The organism is Fibrella aquatilis (assembly GCF_017353255.1).
Taxonomy (GTDB): domain Bacteria; phylum Bacteroidota; class Bacteroidia; order Cytophagales; family Spirosomataceae; genus Fibrella; species Fibrella aquatilis.
Window position 1 is genome coordinate 19,962 of the sequence record NZ_JAFMYU010000002.1, and the last position, 15,574, is coordinate 35,535.

The following is a 15,574-nucleotide window of genomic DNA, read 5'->3' on the forward strand; positions in this document are numbered from 1 at the left end:
CAGAAGTCAAACCCTATTCGCTGTGCAGCCTGTACCCGTTAAAACTACCGTTGTTGGCTCAATGCCTTTCCCCGGTTGGCTCGAACATGCCACCCAACACCTCGATCAGTTTGGCCCCGCCGACATCAACGAGATGATCGAAGATGCCGTTATCACCGCCATCCACGACCAAACTACGGCTGGTCTCGACGTGATCACTGACGGCGAACAAACCCGGTTCGATTTTAACCTGTCGTTCTACGGCTACATCAAGGGCATCCAAAACAACGATACCGAACTGCGCAAGTTTGGTCCGCCCGCCCACGATCAGCGCGGCAAGCACACCATCACGCAGCCCCTCACGGCCCCGCGTGGCCTGGGTGTGGTGGAGGAATACCAGCGCCTGAAGCGGCTGGCCCCCGCTGGTCAGCACCTGAAGATGTCGATCCCCGGTCCTTATACGCTCAGTGGACGACTACTTCCGGGCGAATTCTACAAAGATCGTTGGGAGGTGACTGAAGCCCTTTTGCCTATGGTGCGCAAAGAAATAGAAGACCTGGTGGCGCTAGGCGTGGAAGAAATCTGCGTCGATGAGCCGTCGATGAGTTGCTACGCCTACCGCGAAGACACGAAACGGTTTGTCGATATTTTCAACCGCACGGTGGCCCCCGGCGTGAGTAAAACGCGGCTATCGATGCACCTCTGTTTTGGTAATTACAAAGGCCGGTCGGTAGGCAAAAAAAGCATCGCGCCCATGCTACCCAATTTTCTGGATATGACCGTCGATGAACTGCATTCGGAGATGACGATTCTTAATTTCTCGGAAGTGCATTTACTGGAGCGTTTCGCCGAAAAATTCGACGTGGCGGTGGGCGTTATTGATGTGAAAAGTTACTACATCGAAACGCCCGACGATGTGGCCGAACGAATTCGTAAATGCCTGCCCTACGTGCCTGCCAATAAACTGGCCGTGGCCCCCGACTGTGGCATGAGTCAAACAGCACGCTGGGCTACCAAACAAAAGCTAACAAATATGGTGGCGGGCGCAAAAATCATCCGGCAGGAGTTGGGGTTGGTGTGAGAGCAACAAGTTGAAGCCCTCACAAACTCCGATAGGGGTCGTTAACAGAAGAAAGGTTGTCGATTCGCCCTATCGTCCCGTCAGGGACGTAATAGCGTAGCGTCGGTAGGGAAGGGGTGCCCCGCAAGCCGTTAAGTCCCGTCAGGGACGAAATAATTTGTAGCTGCTGTTGCGTCCCTGACGGGACTTAACGGCTTGCGGGGCACCCCTTCCCTACCGACGCTACGCTATTACGTCCCTGATGGGACGAGGGATGGATCAGGATTGAGCGAATTGACAAAATGGTAAAATTGAAGCCCTTCTTTCAACGGTTACGCCAATGTTCGGGTCATCTGGAAAATCAGTTTATGCTATGAAAAATGCCCTACTCTGCACGCTGTTATCCTTTCTGGTACTTCACAAGACGAATTCGTTTGGGCAGCAAGGCACACAAGTAGATTCGCTATTTTGGGCATCACAAATGCAATTCAATAAACAAATTCAGGCTGTTGATGGCAAAACAGTAATCGTTCCCATGTATAGTTGGGAGACGAACAACAATAAACGATATACGGATTCGACGGCTAACATAGAAATTCAATCACTGTATAAAATGCTTCAGAATGGGTATAACTTTCATGACCTTGCTGTCGATTATTCGCAGGATCCGGGGTCGTATAGAAATGGGGGTGAGTTAATTCCGAGAAATGCAGATCAATACGTAGATGATTATCGGGATGCCATTTCAAAACTATCAATTGGTGAACTGTCACCGCCATTTAAAACAGAATACGGTTATCATATTGCTCAATTAATTTCGGTCAAGGGCGATGTCTATAAAACCCGTCATATTTTATTACGGGTAGAATAGGGGCTTTCGCTGGTATACTGCCTTGCCATTTTGGCTTAAATATGCCCCCTAATCATATAAAAACTGCCATTTTGGCCTGAAAACAGCTACGGATCGAGATTTGTTTAGATAGGGTTGTGCACCGAACACCGGACACACAACCTGAACCATGAATCTCAACCAATATACCGTTAAGGCGCAGGAGGTGGTACAGTATGCCGCCCAACTGGCGCAGGGCAATAGCCAACAAACCGTTGAAACCGGACATGTGCTAAAGGCCATTCTGGAGGAAGATCCCAACGCTACGGGCTTTCTGGCCAAAGCCGTGGGGACCGATGTGAGCCGCCTTAACCTGGCGCTCGACGCCATCGTGAAGGGCTATCCCAAAGTAGTTATCAGCGGCACAGACCAACAGGGCATCTACCTCAGCAACGACCTTAACGCGGCCATGCAGCGGGCTACCAGCTCGCTCAAAGACTTCGGCGACGAATACGTGAGCGTGGAGTTGCTGCTGCTGGGTTTGCTGGGTGGAAAAGATGCCGTAGCCACGCTGTTGAAAGACGTGGGCTTTACCGAAAAGAACCTTAAAGAAGCCATAAAGACCCTTCGGGGCAAAAACAACGCCGTGAAAAACCCAAATGCCGAAGCGACCTATCAGTCGCTGGAACGCTACTCTGTTAACCTGAACGAACGCGCCCGCACCGGCAAAATTGACCCGGTCATTGGTCGCGACGAAGAAATACGGCGTGTGCTGCAGATCCTGAGCCGCCGCACCAAAAATAACCCCATTTTGCTCGGCGAACCGGGCGTGGGTAAGACCGCCATTGTAGAAGGCCTGGCCCAACGCATCGTGTCGGGCGACGTGCCGGAGAACCTGAAATCGAAGACCATCGTGTCGCTCGATATGGGCTTGCTCATTGCCGGGGCCAAATACAAAGGGGAGTTCGAAGAGCGCCTCAAAGCGGTCATCAAAGAAGTGACCGACTCAGAAGGCGAGATCGTGCTGTTCATCGACGAGATCCACACGCTGATTGGCGCGGGGGGCAGCGGCGAAGGCGCGATGGATGCCGCCAACCTCCTCAAACCGGCCCTGTCGCGTGGGGAGCTGCATACAATTGGGGCAACCACGTTGAAGGAGTACCAGAAGTACATCGAGAAAGACAAAGCGCTGGAACGTCGTTTCCAGGCCGTGATGGTCGATGAACCCAACGTGCCCGACGCCATTTCGATCCTGCGGGGTATCAAGGAAAAATACGAACTCCACCACGGTGTGCGCATCAAAGACGATGCCGTCATTGCCGCCGTGGAACTCTCGAACCGCTACATTTCCGACCGTTTTTTGCCCGACAAAGCTATCGACCTAATGGACGAAGCTGCTGCCAAACTGCGCCTGGAAATGGACTCGGTGCCTGAAGAACTGGACGAACTGAACCGGCGCATTATGCAGTTGGAAATCGAGCGTGAGGCTATTCGTAGGGAGAATGACAAAGAGAAAGAATCGTCGCTGAACCGGCTTATTGCTGATCTCAGCGAAGAGCGTAACGATTTGAAAGCCAAGTGGGAAACCGAAAAAGCGTCGGTCAACGAGGGCCGCACGCTGAAGGAGCAGCTCGATCAGCTGCGGTTTGAAGCCGAGCAGGCCGAACGCGCTGGTGACTATGGCAAAGTGGCCGAAATCCGCTACGGGCGCATTCCCGAACTGGAAGGAAAACTCAACAACCTAGGCACTGCCGAAACTGCCCCCACTACCGACCGGATGTTGCAGGAAGAAGTGACTGCCGAAGACATTGCCGAGGTAGTGGCCAAGTGGACAGGTATTCCGGTGCAGAAGATGCTGCAAAGCGACCGCGACAAACTCCTGAACCTGGAGAAAGAACTGGGCAAGCGGGTGGCCGGTCAGGCTGAAGCCATTGAAGTGGTGGCCGACGCCGTGCGCCGCAGCCGCGCCGGTATGCAGGACCCCAAGCGGCCCATTGGTTCGTTTATCTTCCTGGGAACCACCGGCGTGGGTAAGACCGAAGTGGCCCGCACCCTGGCCGAATACCTCTTCAACGACGAGACCGCGATGGTGCGGATCGATATGAGCGAGTACCAGGAACGCCACGCCGTGAGCCGGTTGATTGGTGCGCCTCCGGGCTACGTAGGCTACGACGAAGGTGGCCAACTGACGGAAGCCGTGCGTCGCAAGCCCTACAGCGTAATCTTGCTCGACGAGATCGAAAAAGCCCACCCCGACGTCTGGAACATTCTGTTGCAGGTGCTGGACGAAGGTCGGCTGACGGATAACAAAGGCCGCGTGGCGAACTTCAAGAACACCATCATCATCATGACCTCCAACCTGGGCAGCCACATCATTCAGGCCAAGTTTGCTGAAGATGAAGGCTGGAACCATACGCTGGTGGTAGAGGAGGCCAAGAATGAGGTGATGGACCTGCTGAAGCAAACCATCCGCCCCGAATTCCTGAACCGGATTGACGAGATCGTGCTGTTCGAGCCGCTGACAAAAGCCAACATCCGGCAGATCGTGAGCATCCAGTTCAAACAAATTCAGCAACGCCTGGCCGAGAGCGGCATTCAACTCGACGCTACCGACGACGCCCTAAATAAGCTGGGCGAAGAAGGGTTTGACCCCACGTTTGGTGCCCGTCCGCTAAAGCGAGTCTTGCAACGCCGTGTGCTCAACGCCCTCTCGAAAGAGATCCTGGCGGGCCACGTCAAGAAAGATAGCATTGTGCTGATGGACGTAGACACCGACGGTGAGGTGACGTTTGAAAACGTGGGTGGCGAGATCGAGATCTAATCCGCATTAACTGCCTTGACCAAGCCCCGGCTGCGTTTAAAGCGGTCGGGGCTTTTGCTATCTTTGTTTACTACATTGGTTGCCACTAACAGTTTGACAATATGGTCGCTCCGACTAAACTAACCAACCTGCAACTGGAACTGCTACAGACGTTTGCCTACTCACTGCCAGACGAACAATTGGTTGAGATTCGTATGCTGTTGGCGCAATATTTTCTGGATAAGACAGATGCCGAGATGGACCGTCTCGTCAACGAAAGCGGTTGGGATCAGTCTACATTCGATACATGGGCGAAAGGCCATGAACGCACAGCGTACCAACCATGACCATGCGGGTTTTGGTTGATACGAATGTTTTATTGGCAGCCTTGCCAAAGCTATCACGCTACAGGCCAATTGTTAACGCTATAGCTACTGGCCACATCGAATTGGTGGTTAGTACGGCCATTTTGTTGGAATATCAGGAAATTCTAACCCAGAAAACCAATAGCACTGTCGCTACTAATTTCCTGGAATTTTTAACTAAGATGCCCCATGTAATTCGCGTAGGAACGCCATTTACCTGGGGCCTTGTTACTGAAGATTTCGATGATAATAAATTTGTTGATGCAGGATTGATTGCTGGCGCAGACTATATTATTACATACGACACAGACTTTAACGTAGTTAAAGAAAACGCCTTTCCCCGTATTGGCGTTGTCAACGCCGATGAATTTCTTGCCTTGCTGGAAGAAAATAGTTAGCTCACCAGTTGACACTTGATTAGATTCGAATCTGTAAACCAAGCCCCGGCTGCGAAAGCGGTCGGGGCTTTTTGTTGTTGTCCCTAGCTTCGGTGGTGGTCAAAGAAAAGGAGCGCATCGGTGAGGTGTTCTTCCCAATACGGCCATTCGTGCCCGCCCGGGTATTCTGCGTAGCCATGCGGAATCTGGGCTTCCGTTAGTTGCTGGTGCAGGGCGCGGTTATGGTCAATGAGCACATCGTCGGTGCCACAATCGAAGCGGAAGGGTGGGAGATGGTCGCGGTTTTTCAGCATCAGGGCCAATACTGATTCGTTGGTGGGGTCGGGTTGGGCATAGTCGCTGCGGGGTTCTTCCACAAACAGCGGCAACTGATCCAGGTGCGTAATAGACGACAACCCATAGGCGGCCCGAAACCGGTGGGGATAGCGAGCCGCCAGCCGGAGCGCCCCAAACCCACCCATCGACAGCCCGGCAATAAACAGATCAGGTGAGAACTGGACGTTGCTGCCTACGGCTTCAGCCACTGCGGGCGGCACGTCGTCGGTAATCCAGCGGTCGAACTGGCGTTGGTGATGAGGGAGGTAACCACTGCCGTCGCCCCACAGGCCGTCTGACGGCATAGCCAGCGCTACGGGGCTTATTTGTCTTTCCCCAATCAGCCGTGCGGCTGTCAGGTGAGCACCGCCTTTGAGTGCCCACGCCCAGTGGCTACCATACACACCATGCAACAGCAGCACCAGCGGAAGTGGCTCTTTTTCGTTTGAGTCAGATGGAAGCCAGAGGGTTATGTCGCCGCGGCCCGCCAGGTTTGGCGTCTTCACGGTGATGTGTCGTAGCCCGTCGTGCTCAAAGCGCGGGTCCGAGATTTCGATGGTACGGAAGGGCATAGTGCAGAGGTTAGTTCATCAGTACGACTCCCTTCGCATTGCGGCCGTTGAGCATGTCGTCGAAGGCTTCATCGAGTTGTGAAAGAGTATACGTGCGGGTGATTAGGTCGTCAAGCAGAAGGTCGCCTTTTTGGTAGAGGTTCAGTAGAATGGGAATGTCGACTTGGGGGCGGCACTTGCCGTAGAGGGGGTTGATGTAGACTTTGTCCCACTCAAACAACCGCATATCGATGGTGATCTCCTGCTCGATACCACTCACCTGACAGGCCACCCCGGCGTTGCGCACCATGGCCAGCGGCACGGCACCCAATTCGGCAATGGCGGTGCATTCAAAGGCATAATCGGCCCCACGACCACCAGTGAGGGCTTTCACCTGCACCACAGCCTGTTGCAACAGGTGATCGGAGCGGTCGGCCAGGATGGTATGGGTGGCCCCGTAGTGGGTGGCCATTGCCAGCCGGTTGGGGTTCACGTCGACGGCGATGATCATGCCTGCCCCGGCAATGCGCGCACCCTGAATCACGTTCAGTCCCACGCCCCCCGTGCCCACCACCACCACCGACCGCCCCGCCTTCACCTGCGCCGCGTTGATCACCGACCCTACGCCCGTCATAACGCCGCAACCCACAATGGCCGCTGCCGGAAACGAAATGGGCACGGTGGTCTTCACCACGGCGGCCTCGCGCACCACTGTGGCTTCTGATAATGTACCTAAACTAAACGACCGCTCAATCGGCCTACCCTGGTAGGTGGTGCGCTCCAGGGCGGCGTGCCCACCACTGACCCGGTTGCCGGCTGTTACAGGCGAATTGATCTCGCAGATGTGCTGATTGCCTTCCAAACATTGGAAACAATGGCCGCAGGGAATAGCCCAGTTGAGAATGACCGCGTCGCCGGGTTGCACACTGCGCACCAGCGGCCCCACGGCCTGTACCACCCCTGCCCCTTCGTGGCCCATGATGATGGTTTTCCCCCATGACAGCGAATCATAATCGGTATGGCAAATGCCGGCGGCCTTCATTAGTACCAACACTTCGTCGCCCTGGGGTTCAGTTACCTGGATAGTATCGATCAGAAATGTCCCGTTTCCGGAGGCAATGGCAGCTTGTATGTGCATAGTACGTGGTGGGTTTAGTGAAGCCCCCTGCGACACTTGTGGGTGGTTGCTTTGGCAAAAGCGAATGCAATGTGCCTTTTACGCCGTCGGTTATCAGATCAAGTGCCGCCCACGCCTATCCTGGCTACTGCCTGACGAGAATTGGTTAAGGCGCCCCCCGATAAACAATGTCGAAAAAGCTTTGGCATAAGGGTTGATAGATAGGTAAGATTTCTACAATTGGGGAATGGGATTCTAAGTATAATTACTCGATTTCATAGTTAATTCATAGATTTAATTCTTTTTTTATCATCATCTGATTTGTTTTCTCATAAGGCCCTCGTACTATTGCCTAACCTAAAGAGAAACGCAGATGAAACCGTACCTGATAACCTATAATTACGGCCAGCAAACGCATTTTGCCTACGCCGATACTGCCGCCGAAGCTCGTGCCTATGCTGCTGATTTGCTGATGAACAACAACATACTAGCCAGTGATTCGCTGTCTATTGTTCGTGTTGATGATGAGCAGATTGTGTTTTTCAAAGCAGGTAACCTTACGCCCGATAGTCTATACGAACAGCCAGGACGCATGAGTCAGGTATTCGACCGCCTGAAAGCATTGATCTATGGTGGCATGACCCCATCCGCTGCTTTGACCCATCAGGCTATTTAGCTCAGCATTGATACCGATTATTGTTCCGTTCCCACCGTCATATACTTGCATAAAAAAGCCCCCTGCTAGCAGGGGGCTTTTTTATGCAAGTAAAACGTTAAGACAGCCTTACTGCAAATTGGCGTCTTCGCGGCTATTGAAGGTATCTCCCTGACTGATGTCGCCGGTTTTCAGGCCTTTCTTGAACCAGTATACCCGCTGCGCCGACGTACCGTGGGTGAAGGCATCAGGCACTACCTGCCCCTGCGTTTCCTGCTGAATACGGTCATCGCCAATAGAGTTGGCGGCGCGTAGTGCGGCTTCCACGTCACTCTCGTCCAGTACGAAACTCTGGTTTTGCGCGTGGTGCGCCCAAACGCCAGCCAAGAAGTCGGCCTGAAGTTCGAGGCGGACCGACAGGCGGTTGTTTTGTACCTCGCTGAGACGCCCGCGGGCAGCATCGACTTTATCCATCGTGCCCATCTGCTTCTGAATATGGTGCCCAATCTCGTGGGCAATCACGTAGGCCATCGCAAAGTCGCCGGGGGCTTTGAAGCGCTGCGCCATCTCGTCGTAAAACGACAGGTCGATGTACACTTTCTGGTCGGCGGGGCAATAGAACGGGCCAGATGCTGCCGACGCACCACCACAACCCGACGACGTTTGCTGCCGAAACATCACCAGCGTGGGGGCAGGATACCGGGCATTTTGTTCGGCAAAAAGCTTGGTCCAGACGTCTTCGGTACTGGCCAATACTTTTTTGGTGAAACTAGCCGCCGCGTCGTCAGGCTGTGGGCCGTCAGGTGCTGAGGCCGAAGTTTGTTGCTGATCAGGGGCGTTTTGTAACACCTGCGAGGGATCGCCGCCCAATAGGTACACCACAAGCGCAATAACGAGGGTGCCAATACCCCCGCCCACGATCATACCCCCGCCGCCACCCCGGCGGTCGTCTACATTGTCACTTTCACGACCTCCTAACCAACGCATTGTCTTGTCTGATTTAATTTTTAGGACCGAAAGAACGCCATATGCCCCCAAAGATGCAAAGTCCCCTACCCATTGGGCCAGCCACCGGACCCGCCAGGCCATACCGCCCAAGTCAACTCACCGCCGACTCCAATAGCCGGATGGTACCCCGCCCCGCGTCGATTTCGGCACCAAGCCCTACTGGCACCGTAAACTTGTCGGTGATGTGGCCGATCATGGCACCCGAAAACGCCGGTATGTTGAGTGGTTTGATGTAAGTATCCAGGATTTCTTCCAGCGTCAGTGAGCCGTAGCCGCCGCCGCTGTCGGGTTCGCAACGGGTGCACTTGCCAAAGACAAACCCCGCCAACTGGCTCAGGATACCCGCCAGTTTCAGCTGTGCCAGCATCCGGTCCATGCGATACACGTCTTCGTGTACGTCTTCCAGGAAGAGTATAGCCTCCTTGAAATCGGGGAGGTAGGGGGTGCCCACCAGGTGGCTCAGCACCGTGAGGTTGCCCCCCACCAGGCGGCCGCGGGTGGTGCCGGGGCGCAGGGTCGTGATACGGTCGGTGGTTTGGGTGAGGGTGTCGCCTTTGGTGGTGGGGTTTTGCAGCGTAACGGCCTCGCCATCCATCAAAATACGCTTCAACCAATTGACCGTGAAGCTATTCCAGGTGGCGGCGCCTTCGGGACCGTGCATGGTGACCAGACCCGTTTTGGCGTTAATGGCCAGCAGTAGGGCCGTAATGTCGCTATAGCCGATGATGATTTTGGGCGTTCGGCCTATCTGCTCATAGTCCAGCAGGGGCAACAGGCGGGCGCAACCCCAGCCGCCGTGCATGGCCATCACCGCCTGCACCGACGAGTCGGCGAAGAGAGCGTTGAGGTCGGCGGCGCGGTCTTCGTCGCGTCCGGCCAGGTAGCCATAGCGGTCGTAGAAATGGGGCGCGAGTTTTGTTTTCAGCCCCAGCGCCTGCAACGATTCGAGGGTGACCTGTACGGTTTCGCGGCTGTAAGCAGGGGCGGCGGGGCAAAACAGGCCCACGGTGTCGCCGGGTTTCAGGCGGGGTGGTTTCAGCAGTGGCGGGGTCAAATTGGCACCCAAGTGGGGAACCACCGGGGCCAGCAGGGCGGTTTTAAGCAAATTGCGGCGGGAGAGCATAGGTTTGTTGTGGCTAGAAAAAAGATTGGCCAATGGCTCAATTACGGCTTTTTTCAGCCGCCAGAAAAGGCTCTTTCTCTTTATTAACCGTTCCAGTAGAAGCCAATTGGCAAAGCCTTTGCAGAGAGAAGATGTTAGACACTGGACGTTGGATACCAGACGTTAGACACTGGATATTGGATGCTAGATAAAAATAGACCAGTCGCTGCCAAATAGCCAACATCCAACATCCAATATCCAGCATCCAACTTCTAACATCCAGTAGCCACCCCCACATGAAGCCCTACGCGCACTATTCAGCGATTGAGCTAGCCATGGACGACATGTTCGTGCGGTGGGTACAAATGCCCGACGACGACGAATTGTCGGCCCACTGGCAGGGTTTTCTGGAGCACCAGCCCCAGTGCGAAGACCTCGTTTATGAGGCCCGGCAACTCGTGAAACAGATTAGTCAGCCCGTTGCTACGCTGCCCGCCCTGCACACCGACGAAGTACATAGCGTTTGGGGTCGCATTCGGGGGTCGTTGCAGGATCTTGACGATGTGCGCCCGCTGCAACCGGCCGTGCGGTCAGCGGTGGGGTGGTGGTACTTTGGCCGGGCCGTAGCTGCCAGCCTCGGCATGATCTTGCTGGTGGGCTGGACCGTTTTTAAACAGTACACCTCCGAAACATCGCGCCTGATTACGACGACCAGCGCCGCCCGGCAAATCGAGCTGCCCGATGGGTCGTCGGTGAAATTACTGCCTCACAGTCAGTTACGTTATACGCCCCGTGGTTTTGCCCGTGAAAGCGCCGCCGACGGTGATGATCAGGCCGAGCTGACCCGTGCCGTTTGGCTTACCGGGGCCGCCGAATTCAAGGTCGTTAACCCTACCGGCCACGGTGCCGCCAATGCGTTCCGGGTGCATACCGACAACCTTACCGCCGAAGCCACCGGCACTCATTTTTCGGTCGATAGTCAGCATGGACAAACCCGCGTAACCCTCCTCGACGGTACGCTCAACCTGCTGTTGGGCCACCGGCAACTCCGCCACCTGAACCCCGGCGAAACCGTGCTGGTAGCTGGTGGCGACATTGGGTCGGATTAACACGTCGTGGCGCGTATCTTAGCCACCATGAACCCTACTCCCTCAACGAGTGCCGTGGCTAGCCGGCCTAAAATTGGTCTGACTTCAGCCATTATTTTTGTCATCAGTGCCGTAATCGGTACGGGCGTTTTCAAAAAAGTGGTGCCCATGTCGGCCGAACTGGGGTCGCCCACGCTGGTGTTGGCGGCCTGGCTGCTGGCGGGGCTAGTGAGCCTGGCCGGTACGCTCAGCAATGCCGAAGTGGCCAGTATGCTGGCCAGCGATGGCGGCGAGTACGCCTACTTCCGCACCATCTACAACCGCTTTTTTGCCTTTCTCTTTGGCTGGACCAACTTCGCCGTGGTGCGTACCTCGTCTATTGCCTCCATTGCCTACGTCTTTGCGCAGTCGGTCAATAGCTTGGTGCCTCTGCCCGCCACCCCAGCCTCGCTGGCCGATATCTCGCTGCTGGGGCTGCACCCGCTCGACAACCTGAGCGTGAAGTTGCTAGCCATTGTGCTGGTCTGGTCGCTTACCTTGTTCAATATCAGGGGATTGCGCACGGGCGAGGCCATCAGCCGGTTTCTGGTGATTATCCTGGTGGTGGTGATGCTGCTGTTTATGCTCACGGCTTTTTTCTCGTCGGCGGGCAGTGTCGAGCACCTGAAACCGGTGGCTACGGGGCTGTCGGGCAATGCGCTGGCAAGTGCGCTGGCCCTAGCGTGTCTGAGTGCGTTCTGGTCGTATGAGGGCTGGAGCAACCTGGGCTACATTGGCGGCGAAATTGAAAAACCAGCGCGGAACCTGCCCTTGGCGCTGGCCATAGGCACGCTCATTATCATGGCGTTTTACCTGCTCATGAACGTGGCCTACCTCTATGTGATGCCCGTAGCCGACCTGGCCGCGTTGACCCAAAAGCCCAACAGCATTGCCGCCATTGAGGTGGCGGGCACCATGGCCGGCAGGGTAGGGGCGCTGGCTATTTCGGGCCTGCTGCTGGTGTCTACATTCAACTGTTGCAGTAGTAGTTTGCTGATGTCGTCGCGGCTGTTTTATGCCATGGCGAAAGACGGCATGTTTTTCAACCGGGTCAATCACCTGCACCCTACGTTCAATACCCCCTCGCGGTCGCTCCGCTTACAGGGTGCCTGGACCACCCTGCTGGTCCTCTCCGGCTCATTCGACGCCCTCACGGACATGCTCATTTTCGCGTCGTTCATTTTCTACGGAGCCACCACCGTAGGCGTCTTCCTGCTCCGCCGCCGCATGCCCGACGCTCCCCGCCCTTACAAAGTCATTGGCTACCCCGTAGTGCCCGGCCTGTTCCTGCTCTTCTGCGGCTACCTGATCGTAAACACGCTCATCAACCGCCCCTACGAAGCCGGCATCGGCCTGCTGCTCATGGCCACGGGGGTACCGTTCTATTTCTACTGGAGCAAACGGAAGGGAAAAACTACAGATTGATAAGGTATAAATACTTTCTGAGTCTCTTATTTGTAATTATTAAATGATAAAATTGATTTTATGTATTAATTATATCATTTGATGATTCAGGATTTAATTGTTTAAAATGATTATTTAATAAATTTATAAACTAATAAAATGATTATAGATTCAATTAACGTTCCGGTGATAGAGAGTTGGCGAAAAGCTATGGATATGAAATCTATTGGTTTCACGCTGATTGAATTTGACTCAGTAAATTCAAGGTATTGTCGTACTTTACCTGTGAATAAAAATATATTTAGTATTGGGTTTGAGGCTCATCCGTACGTTGATGATGTAGTGCGTTACTGCGGGTTTTTGGCCGCTATTGAATTATCTGCTGTCGATATAATACTCCGGCCACTGATTATTAAGTATATAGACTCGCAGCTAGACAATTCAAGGCCTGGAGCTACTCTCACATACGAACCAAATATGCCTGGGCATTCAAGCATATGGAAAAACTTACATCCTTATTATGAGGACAATTTTTACAAAAATGAGACGCTCGTTACCATATTTGCCGAAGAAGTAAGTAGGCAAGTTGGTCTATATTTAGAGCCATTTTGGTCGCAATACGCAGATATTCAATATATAAACGACGAAATTATTAACAAAATACCGCACATAGAACTTCATCAATATTTAGGCGGTATGACACCTGAGAAAAAATTAATAATCATGAAGTTGTGTTCAAACCCAAACTTTGATGTTTATAAAAATTGGCTTCTTAAAGTGACAGAGATAGTATTCTCGGAAAATCCAGATTTTTGGGCGAATAGTCGTGCATTACGATTAGAATTGAGTGATATCTTAGATAAAGTTTAATCAAATTAAATTGATTAGAACTAGCTGTAAATAGTGTAGACGTATTACTGTCATGCTTCGAACGCTTCCTGTTCAATAGATTAATAACTGATAAGTTGCTCTCTACTTAATACAATCATGCCCGCATTCTGATTGATCAGCTCTTGAATTGTGTCCCATCGAGTTTCTAGGAATGCAGTGAGGTCTCTGTTTCGCATATTGCCTAATCGAAGATAAAGTACGCGTGGTGGCGGGCCTTTCAGAAAAAATGAATCCGGAAAGTCGGAATCTTTCGTAACAATAATTCGGTCTTCTGTCAAGGCAATTCTACCGATCTCAGCATCTTGCAACAGATGCCCATCTGGAAAATGGGTGGTATGAATTGCGTCGGAGCCTTTCCACCGAAAGTATGTTGCCAACATGGGCGGCAGTTGCGTGTCGATTATAAACTTCACCACAGCAGATTAAGCTACAAAGGGGAAGGAAACGATTGATCGAGCGTTAGCAATGTGCGCTGCATATAGCAACGCGGCTTGTATATCAGCTTCTTCCAGATAGGGGTAGTCGGCCAGAATTTCTCCGTTGGTCATACCGGCAGCCAATAATTCTAACAGTTGGGCCACCGTAAACCGCATGTTTCGCAGCGTAGGTTTGCCCTGACTAACTGCCGGATTCAGCGTAACACGGGCAAGGAGATTTTCCATGATAGTCCAAGATTGCGTTAACGAACATACAGCTTTAAACGGGATAAAGTTGCCTGTCGCAACATATTGATCAACTACTGGATAGTGTTGCGAAAGACCGTTCAGTAGCTAATGGTGCATCTGGTAACCGGTAGGTAAGTGATATAGTATACCCTGTGTAGCAACTGATAAGTTGCACTGACTGAATGGCCCAACATATGAGGGGAACCGTTAGCCAGTAATCACACAAAACCAACACACGCTTATGTCGCGCACCAGTACCTCACACACCTTGCTCGTGGCCGCTTTATCGGCCATACTCTTTCAGGGTTGTAAAAAAACAACCGACCCCGCCGTTCCCGACAATGTGATCACCGATGCGGGGGGACTTAACCTGACAGTAACCTACGATAAAACCCCCACCACCACCGACCTAGACCTGTATATCTACCGGAAGAGCACCTACAGTGCTGCCTCCAATCCGCAGGGGGGCACCATTGGCCCCAATGACAACGGCACGGTGTCGACAGATATAGCGGCCTCAGCACCCGACGAAGATTATACGATAGTAGTGGCCTACAAAACAGGCATAACGGCTAAGCCCTATACGCTGACGTTTAAAGGGATCAACGACAAAAAGACGTATGTCGTGACGGGTTCTTTCGCGGCTAGCCTCGCCGCTGCCACGGGTGCCAATTATTTCGGCTCTACACGGGGCAACAACGTGACCCTCACCAAGTCAGGTACCAAGTTCACGATTTCGCAGTAGGGAGGGGGGCGTGCGACAGGACTTGCCGCCACCCTGGCCTGTGTCTCCACAGGCCTACGCCTGCGTCAGCTTACGCGTCCAGATTGCTTGCGCGAGCGTAGGCCTGTGGAGACACAGGCCAGGGTGTGGCCAGACATAGGCCATGGTGACGGGAGGATAAGAAGTAAGATCATCAACGTTCTTGTTTCTCACCTCTTATTTCTTATTTCTCACCTCTTATTTCTTATTTCTCACCTCAACTTCTCGTTATCCAGGTGCCGGGTGGCATCGCGGGTGTTTTTCTTTTCCAGATTCTTGGCGAAGGCTTCGGTGAGGTCGATGCCGGTTTGGTTAGCCAGGCAGATCAGCACCCATAGCACGTCGGCCATTTCGTCGCCGAGGTCGCGGTTTTTATCCGATTCTTTTTCGGACTGTTCACCATAGCGACGCGATATGATCCGGGCCAGTTCGCCTACTTCTTCGGTCAGGATCGCCATGTTGGTCAGCTCGCCGAAATAGCGTACTCCCACAGTCTTTATCCACTCATCGACAGTGTCTTGCGCGTTACGAAGGGTCATGTCTTT

Annotated in this window: 17 protein-coding genes; 10 read left to right on the forward strand and 7 right to left on the reverse strand. The window is 53.3% G+C overall.

Going from position 1 to position 15,574, the window contains the following annotated elements:
• Positions 1 to 22: 22 nt before the first annotated feature.
• The 5 genes from J2I48_RS02400 (at position 23) to J2I48_RS02420 (ending at position 5,431) form a co-directional block, all read left to right on the forward strand.
• Entirely contained in the window at positions 23 to 1,060 is a 1,038-nt protein-coding gene (locus J2I48_RS02400) for a methionine synthase (protein WP_207333793.1), read from the forward strand.
• Positions 1,061 to 1,412: 352 nt separating this feature from the next.
• Complete coding sequence (locus J2I48_RS02405) at positions 1,413 to 1,910, forward strand: peptidylprolyl isomerase (RefSeq protein ID WP_207333794.1); 498 nt, start codon at positions 1,413 to 1,415, stop codon at positions 1,908 to 1,910.
• Positions 1,911 to 2,058: 148 nt separating this feature from the next.
• On the forward strand, positions 2,059 to 4,689 hold the full coding sequence (gene clpB, locus J2I48_RS02410; protein WP_207333795.1) for an ATP-dependent chaperone ClpB: 2,631 nt from the start codon (positions 2,059 to 2,061) through the stop codon (positions 4,687 to 4,689).
• A gap of 101 nt (positions 4,690 to 4,790) precedes the next feature.
• Positions 4,791 to 5,015, forward strand: a complete 225-nt coding sequence (locus J2I48_RS02415) for a DUF8507 family protein (protein ID WP_207333796.1) — start codon at positions 4,791 to 4,793, stop codon at positions 5,013 to 5,015.
• Complete coding sequence (locus tag J2I48_RS02420) at positions 5,012 to 5,431, forward strand: putative toxin-antitoxin system toxin component, PIN family (protein ID WP_207333797.1); 420 nt, start codon at positions 5,012 to 5,014, stop codon at positions 5,429 to 5,431. Before J2I48_RS02415 ends, J2I48_RS02420 begins: the two co-directional genes overlap by 4 nt.
• An 83-nt stretch (positions 5,432 to 5,514) precedes the next feature.
• Here J2I48_RS02420 and J2I48_RS02425 read toward each other — a convergent pair whose 3' ends face one another.
• A complete protein-coding gene (locus tag J2I48_RS02425) occupies positions 5,515 to 6,318 on the reverse strand; it encodes an alpha/beta hydrolase (protein ID WP_207333798.1) in 804 nt (267 codons plus the stop codon).
• Positions 6,319 to 6,328: 10 nt separating this feature from the next.
• Positions 6,329 to 7,435 (reverse strand): alcohol dehydrogenase catalytic domain-containing protein, encoded by a 1,107-nt coding sequence (locus J2I48_RS02430; protein ID WP_207333799.1) that lies wholly within the window; start codon positions 7,433 to 7,435, stop codon positions 6,329 to 6,331.
• Positions 7,436 to 7,787: 352 nt separating this feature from the next.
• Here J2I48_RS02430 and J2I48_RS02435 point away from each other — a divergent pair, with 352 nt between their 5' ends.
• Positions 7,788 to 8,090, forward strand: a complete 303-nt coding sequence (locus J2I48_RS02435; RefSeq protein ID WP_207333800.1) for a hypothetical protein — start codon at positions 7,788 to 7,790, stop codon at positions 8,088 to 8,090.
• Between the two features lie 108 nt (positions 8,091 to 8,198).
• Here J2I48_RS02435 and ypfJ read toward each other — a convergent pair whose 3' ends face one another.
• A complete protein-coding gene (gene ypfJ / locus J2I48_RS02440; RefSeq protein WP_207333801.1) occupies positions 8,199 to 9,056 on the reverse strand; it encodes a KPN_02809 family neutral zinc metallopeptidase in 858 nt (285 codons plus the stop codon).
• 112 nt (positions 9,057 to 9,168) lie between these two features.
• Positions 9,169 to 10,200, reverse strand: a complete 1,032-nt coding sequence (locus tag J2I48_RS02445) for a S66 peptidase family protein (RefSeq protein ID WP_207333802.1) — start codon at positions 10,198 to 10,200, stop codon at positions 9,169 to 9,171.
• Between the two features lie 275 nt (positions 10,201 to 10,475).
• Here J2I48_RS02445 and J2I48_RS02450 point away from each other — a divergent pair, with 275 nt between their 5' ends.
• The 3 genes from J2I48_RS02450 to J2I48_RS02460 all read left to right on the forward strand — a co-directional run bounded on the left by J2I48_RS02450 (position 10,476) and on the right by J2I48_RS02460 (position 13,580).
• Positions 10,476 to 11,288 carry a FecR domain-containing protein gene (locus J2I48_RS02450; RefSeq protein WP_207333803.1) on the forward strand — a complete coding sequence of 271 codons (813 nt, stop codon included), beginning with the start codon at positions 10,476 to 10,478 and terminating at the stop codon, positions 11,286 to 11,288.
• Between the two features lie 27 nt (positions 11,289 to 11,315).
• Positions 11,316 to 12,731 carry an APC family permease gene (locus J2I48_RS02455; protein ID WP_207333804.1) on the forward strand — a complete coding sequence of 472 codons (1,416 nt, stop codon included), beginning with the start codon at positions 11,316 to 11,318 and terminating at the stop codon, positions 12,729 to 12,731.
• Positions 12,732 to 12,869: 138 nt separating this feature from the next.
• Entirely contained in the window at positions 12,870 to 13,580 is a 711-nt protein-coding gene (locus J2I48_RS02460) for a hypothetical protein (protein WP_207333805.1), read from the forward strand.
• A gap of 80 nt (positions 13,581 to 13,660) precedes the next feature.
• Here the strand turns inward: J2I48_RS02460 and J2I48_RS02465 are convergent, their stop codons facing one another.
• Both J2I48_RS02465 and J2I48_RS02470 read right to left on the reverse strand, forming a co-directional pair.
• Entirely contained in the window at positions 13,661 to 14,017 is a 357-nt protein-coding gene (locus J2I48_RS02465) for a DUF5615 family PIN-like protein (protein WP_207333806.1), read from the reverse strand.
• 6 nt (positions 14,018 to 14,023) lie between these two features.
• Complete coding sequence (locus tag J2I48_RS02470) at positions 14,024 to 14,263, reverse strand: DUF433 domain-containing protein (RefSeq protein WP_207333807.1); 240 nt, start codon at positions 14,261 to 14,263, stop codon at positions 14,024 to 14,026.
• A gap of 244 nt (positions 14,264 to 14,507) precedes the next feature.
• Between J2I48_RS02470 and J2I48_RS02475 the strand changes: the two genes are divergently transcribed.
• Positions 14,508 to 15,011, forward strand: a complete 504-nt coding sequence (locus J2I48_RS02475; RefSeq protein WP_207333808.1) for a hypothetical protein — start codon at positions 14,508 to 14,510, stop codon at positions 15,009 to 15,011.
• A 230-nt stretch (positions 15,012 to 15,241) separates the two neighbouring features.
• On the opposite strand, the gene J2I48_RS02480 is transcribed toward J2I48_RS02475, so the two are convergent.
• The gene (locus tag J2I48_RS02480; protein WP_207333809.1) at positions 15,242 to 15,568 is read right to left on the reverse strand and encodes a nucleotide pyrophosphohydrolase; all 327 of its coding nucleotides are present in this window, start codon (positions 15,566 to 15,568) and stop codon (positions 15,242 to 15,244) included.
• Between the last annotated feature and the right edge of the window lie 6 nt (positions 15,569 to 15,574).

Excerpts from the sequence above, each read along its gene's own strand:
- ypfJ (WP_207333801.1), bottom strand. The coding sequence starts at position 9,056 with ATGCGTTGGTTAGGAGGTCGTGAAAGTGACAATGTAGACGACCGCCGG.
- J2I48_RS02415 (WP_207333796.1), top strand. The coding sequence starts at position 4,791 with ATGGTCGCTCCGACTAAACTAACCAACCTGCAACTGGAACTGCTACAG.
- J2I48_RS02450 (WP_207333803.1), top strand. The coding sequence starts at position 10,476 with ATGAAGCCCTACGCGCACTATTCAGCGATTGAGCTAGCCATGGACGAC.
- J2I48_RS02420 (WP_207333797.1), top strand. The coding sequence starts at position 5,012 with ATGACCATGCGGGTTTTGGTTGATACGAATGTTTTATTGGCAGCCTTG.
- clpB (WP_207333795.1), top strand. The coding sequence starts at position 2,059 with ATGAATCTCAACCAATATACCGTTAAGGCGCAGGAGGTGGTACAGTAT.
- J2I48_RS02455 (WP_207333804.1), top strand. The coding sequence starts at position 11,316 with ATGAACCCTACTCCCTCAACGAGTGCCGTGGCTAGCCGGCCTAAAATT.
- J2I48_RS02470 (WP_207333807.1), bottom strand. The coding sequence starts at position 14,263 with ATGGAAAATCTCCTTGCCCGTGTTACGCTGAATCCGGCAGTTAGTCAG.
- J2I48_RS02425 (WP_207333798.1), bottom strand. The coding sequence starts at position 6,318 with ATGCCCTTCCGTACCATCGAAATCTCGGACCCGCGCTTTGAGCACGAC.
- J2I48_RS02445 (WP_207333802.1), bottom strand. The coding sequence starts at position 10,200 with ATGCTCTCCCGCCGCAATTTGCTTAAAACCGCCCTGCTGGCCCCGGTG.
- J2I48_RS02435 (WP_207333800.1), top strand. The coding sequence starts at position 7,788 with ATGAAACCGTACCTGATAACCTATAATTACGGCCAGCAAACGCATTTT.
- J2I48_RS02460 (WP_207333805.1), top strand. The coding sequence starts at position 12,870 with ATGATTATAGATTCAATTAACGTTCCGGTGATAGAGAGTTGGCGAAAA.
- J2I48_RS02475 (WP_207333808.1), top strand. The coding sequence starts at position 14,508 with ATGTCGCGCACCAGTACCTCACACACCTTGCTCGTGGCCGCTTTATCG.
- J2I48_RS02405 (WP_207333794.1), top strand. The coding sequence starts at position 1,413 with ATGAAAAATGCCCTACTCTGCACGCTGTTATCCTTTCTGGTACTTCAC.
- J2I48_RS02430 (WP_207333799.1), bottom strand. The coding sequence starts at position 7,435 with ATGCACATACAAGCTGCCATTGCCTCCGGAAACGGGACATTTCTGATC.
- J2I48_RS02480 (WP_207333809.1), bottom strand. The coding sequence starts at position 15,568 with ATGACCCTTCGTAACGCGCAAGACACTGTCGATGAGTGGATAAAGACT.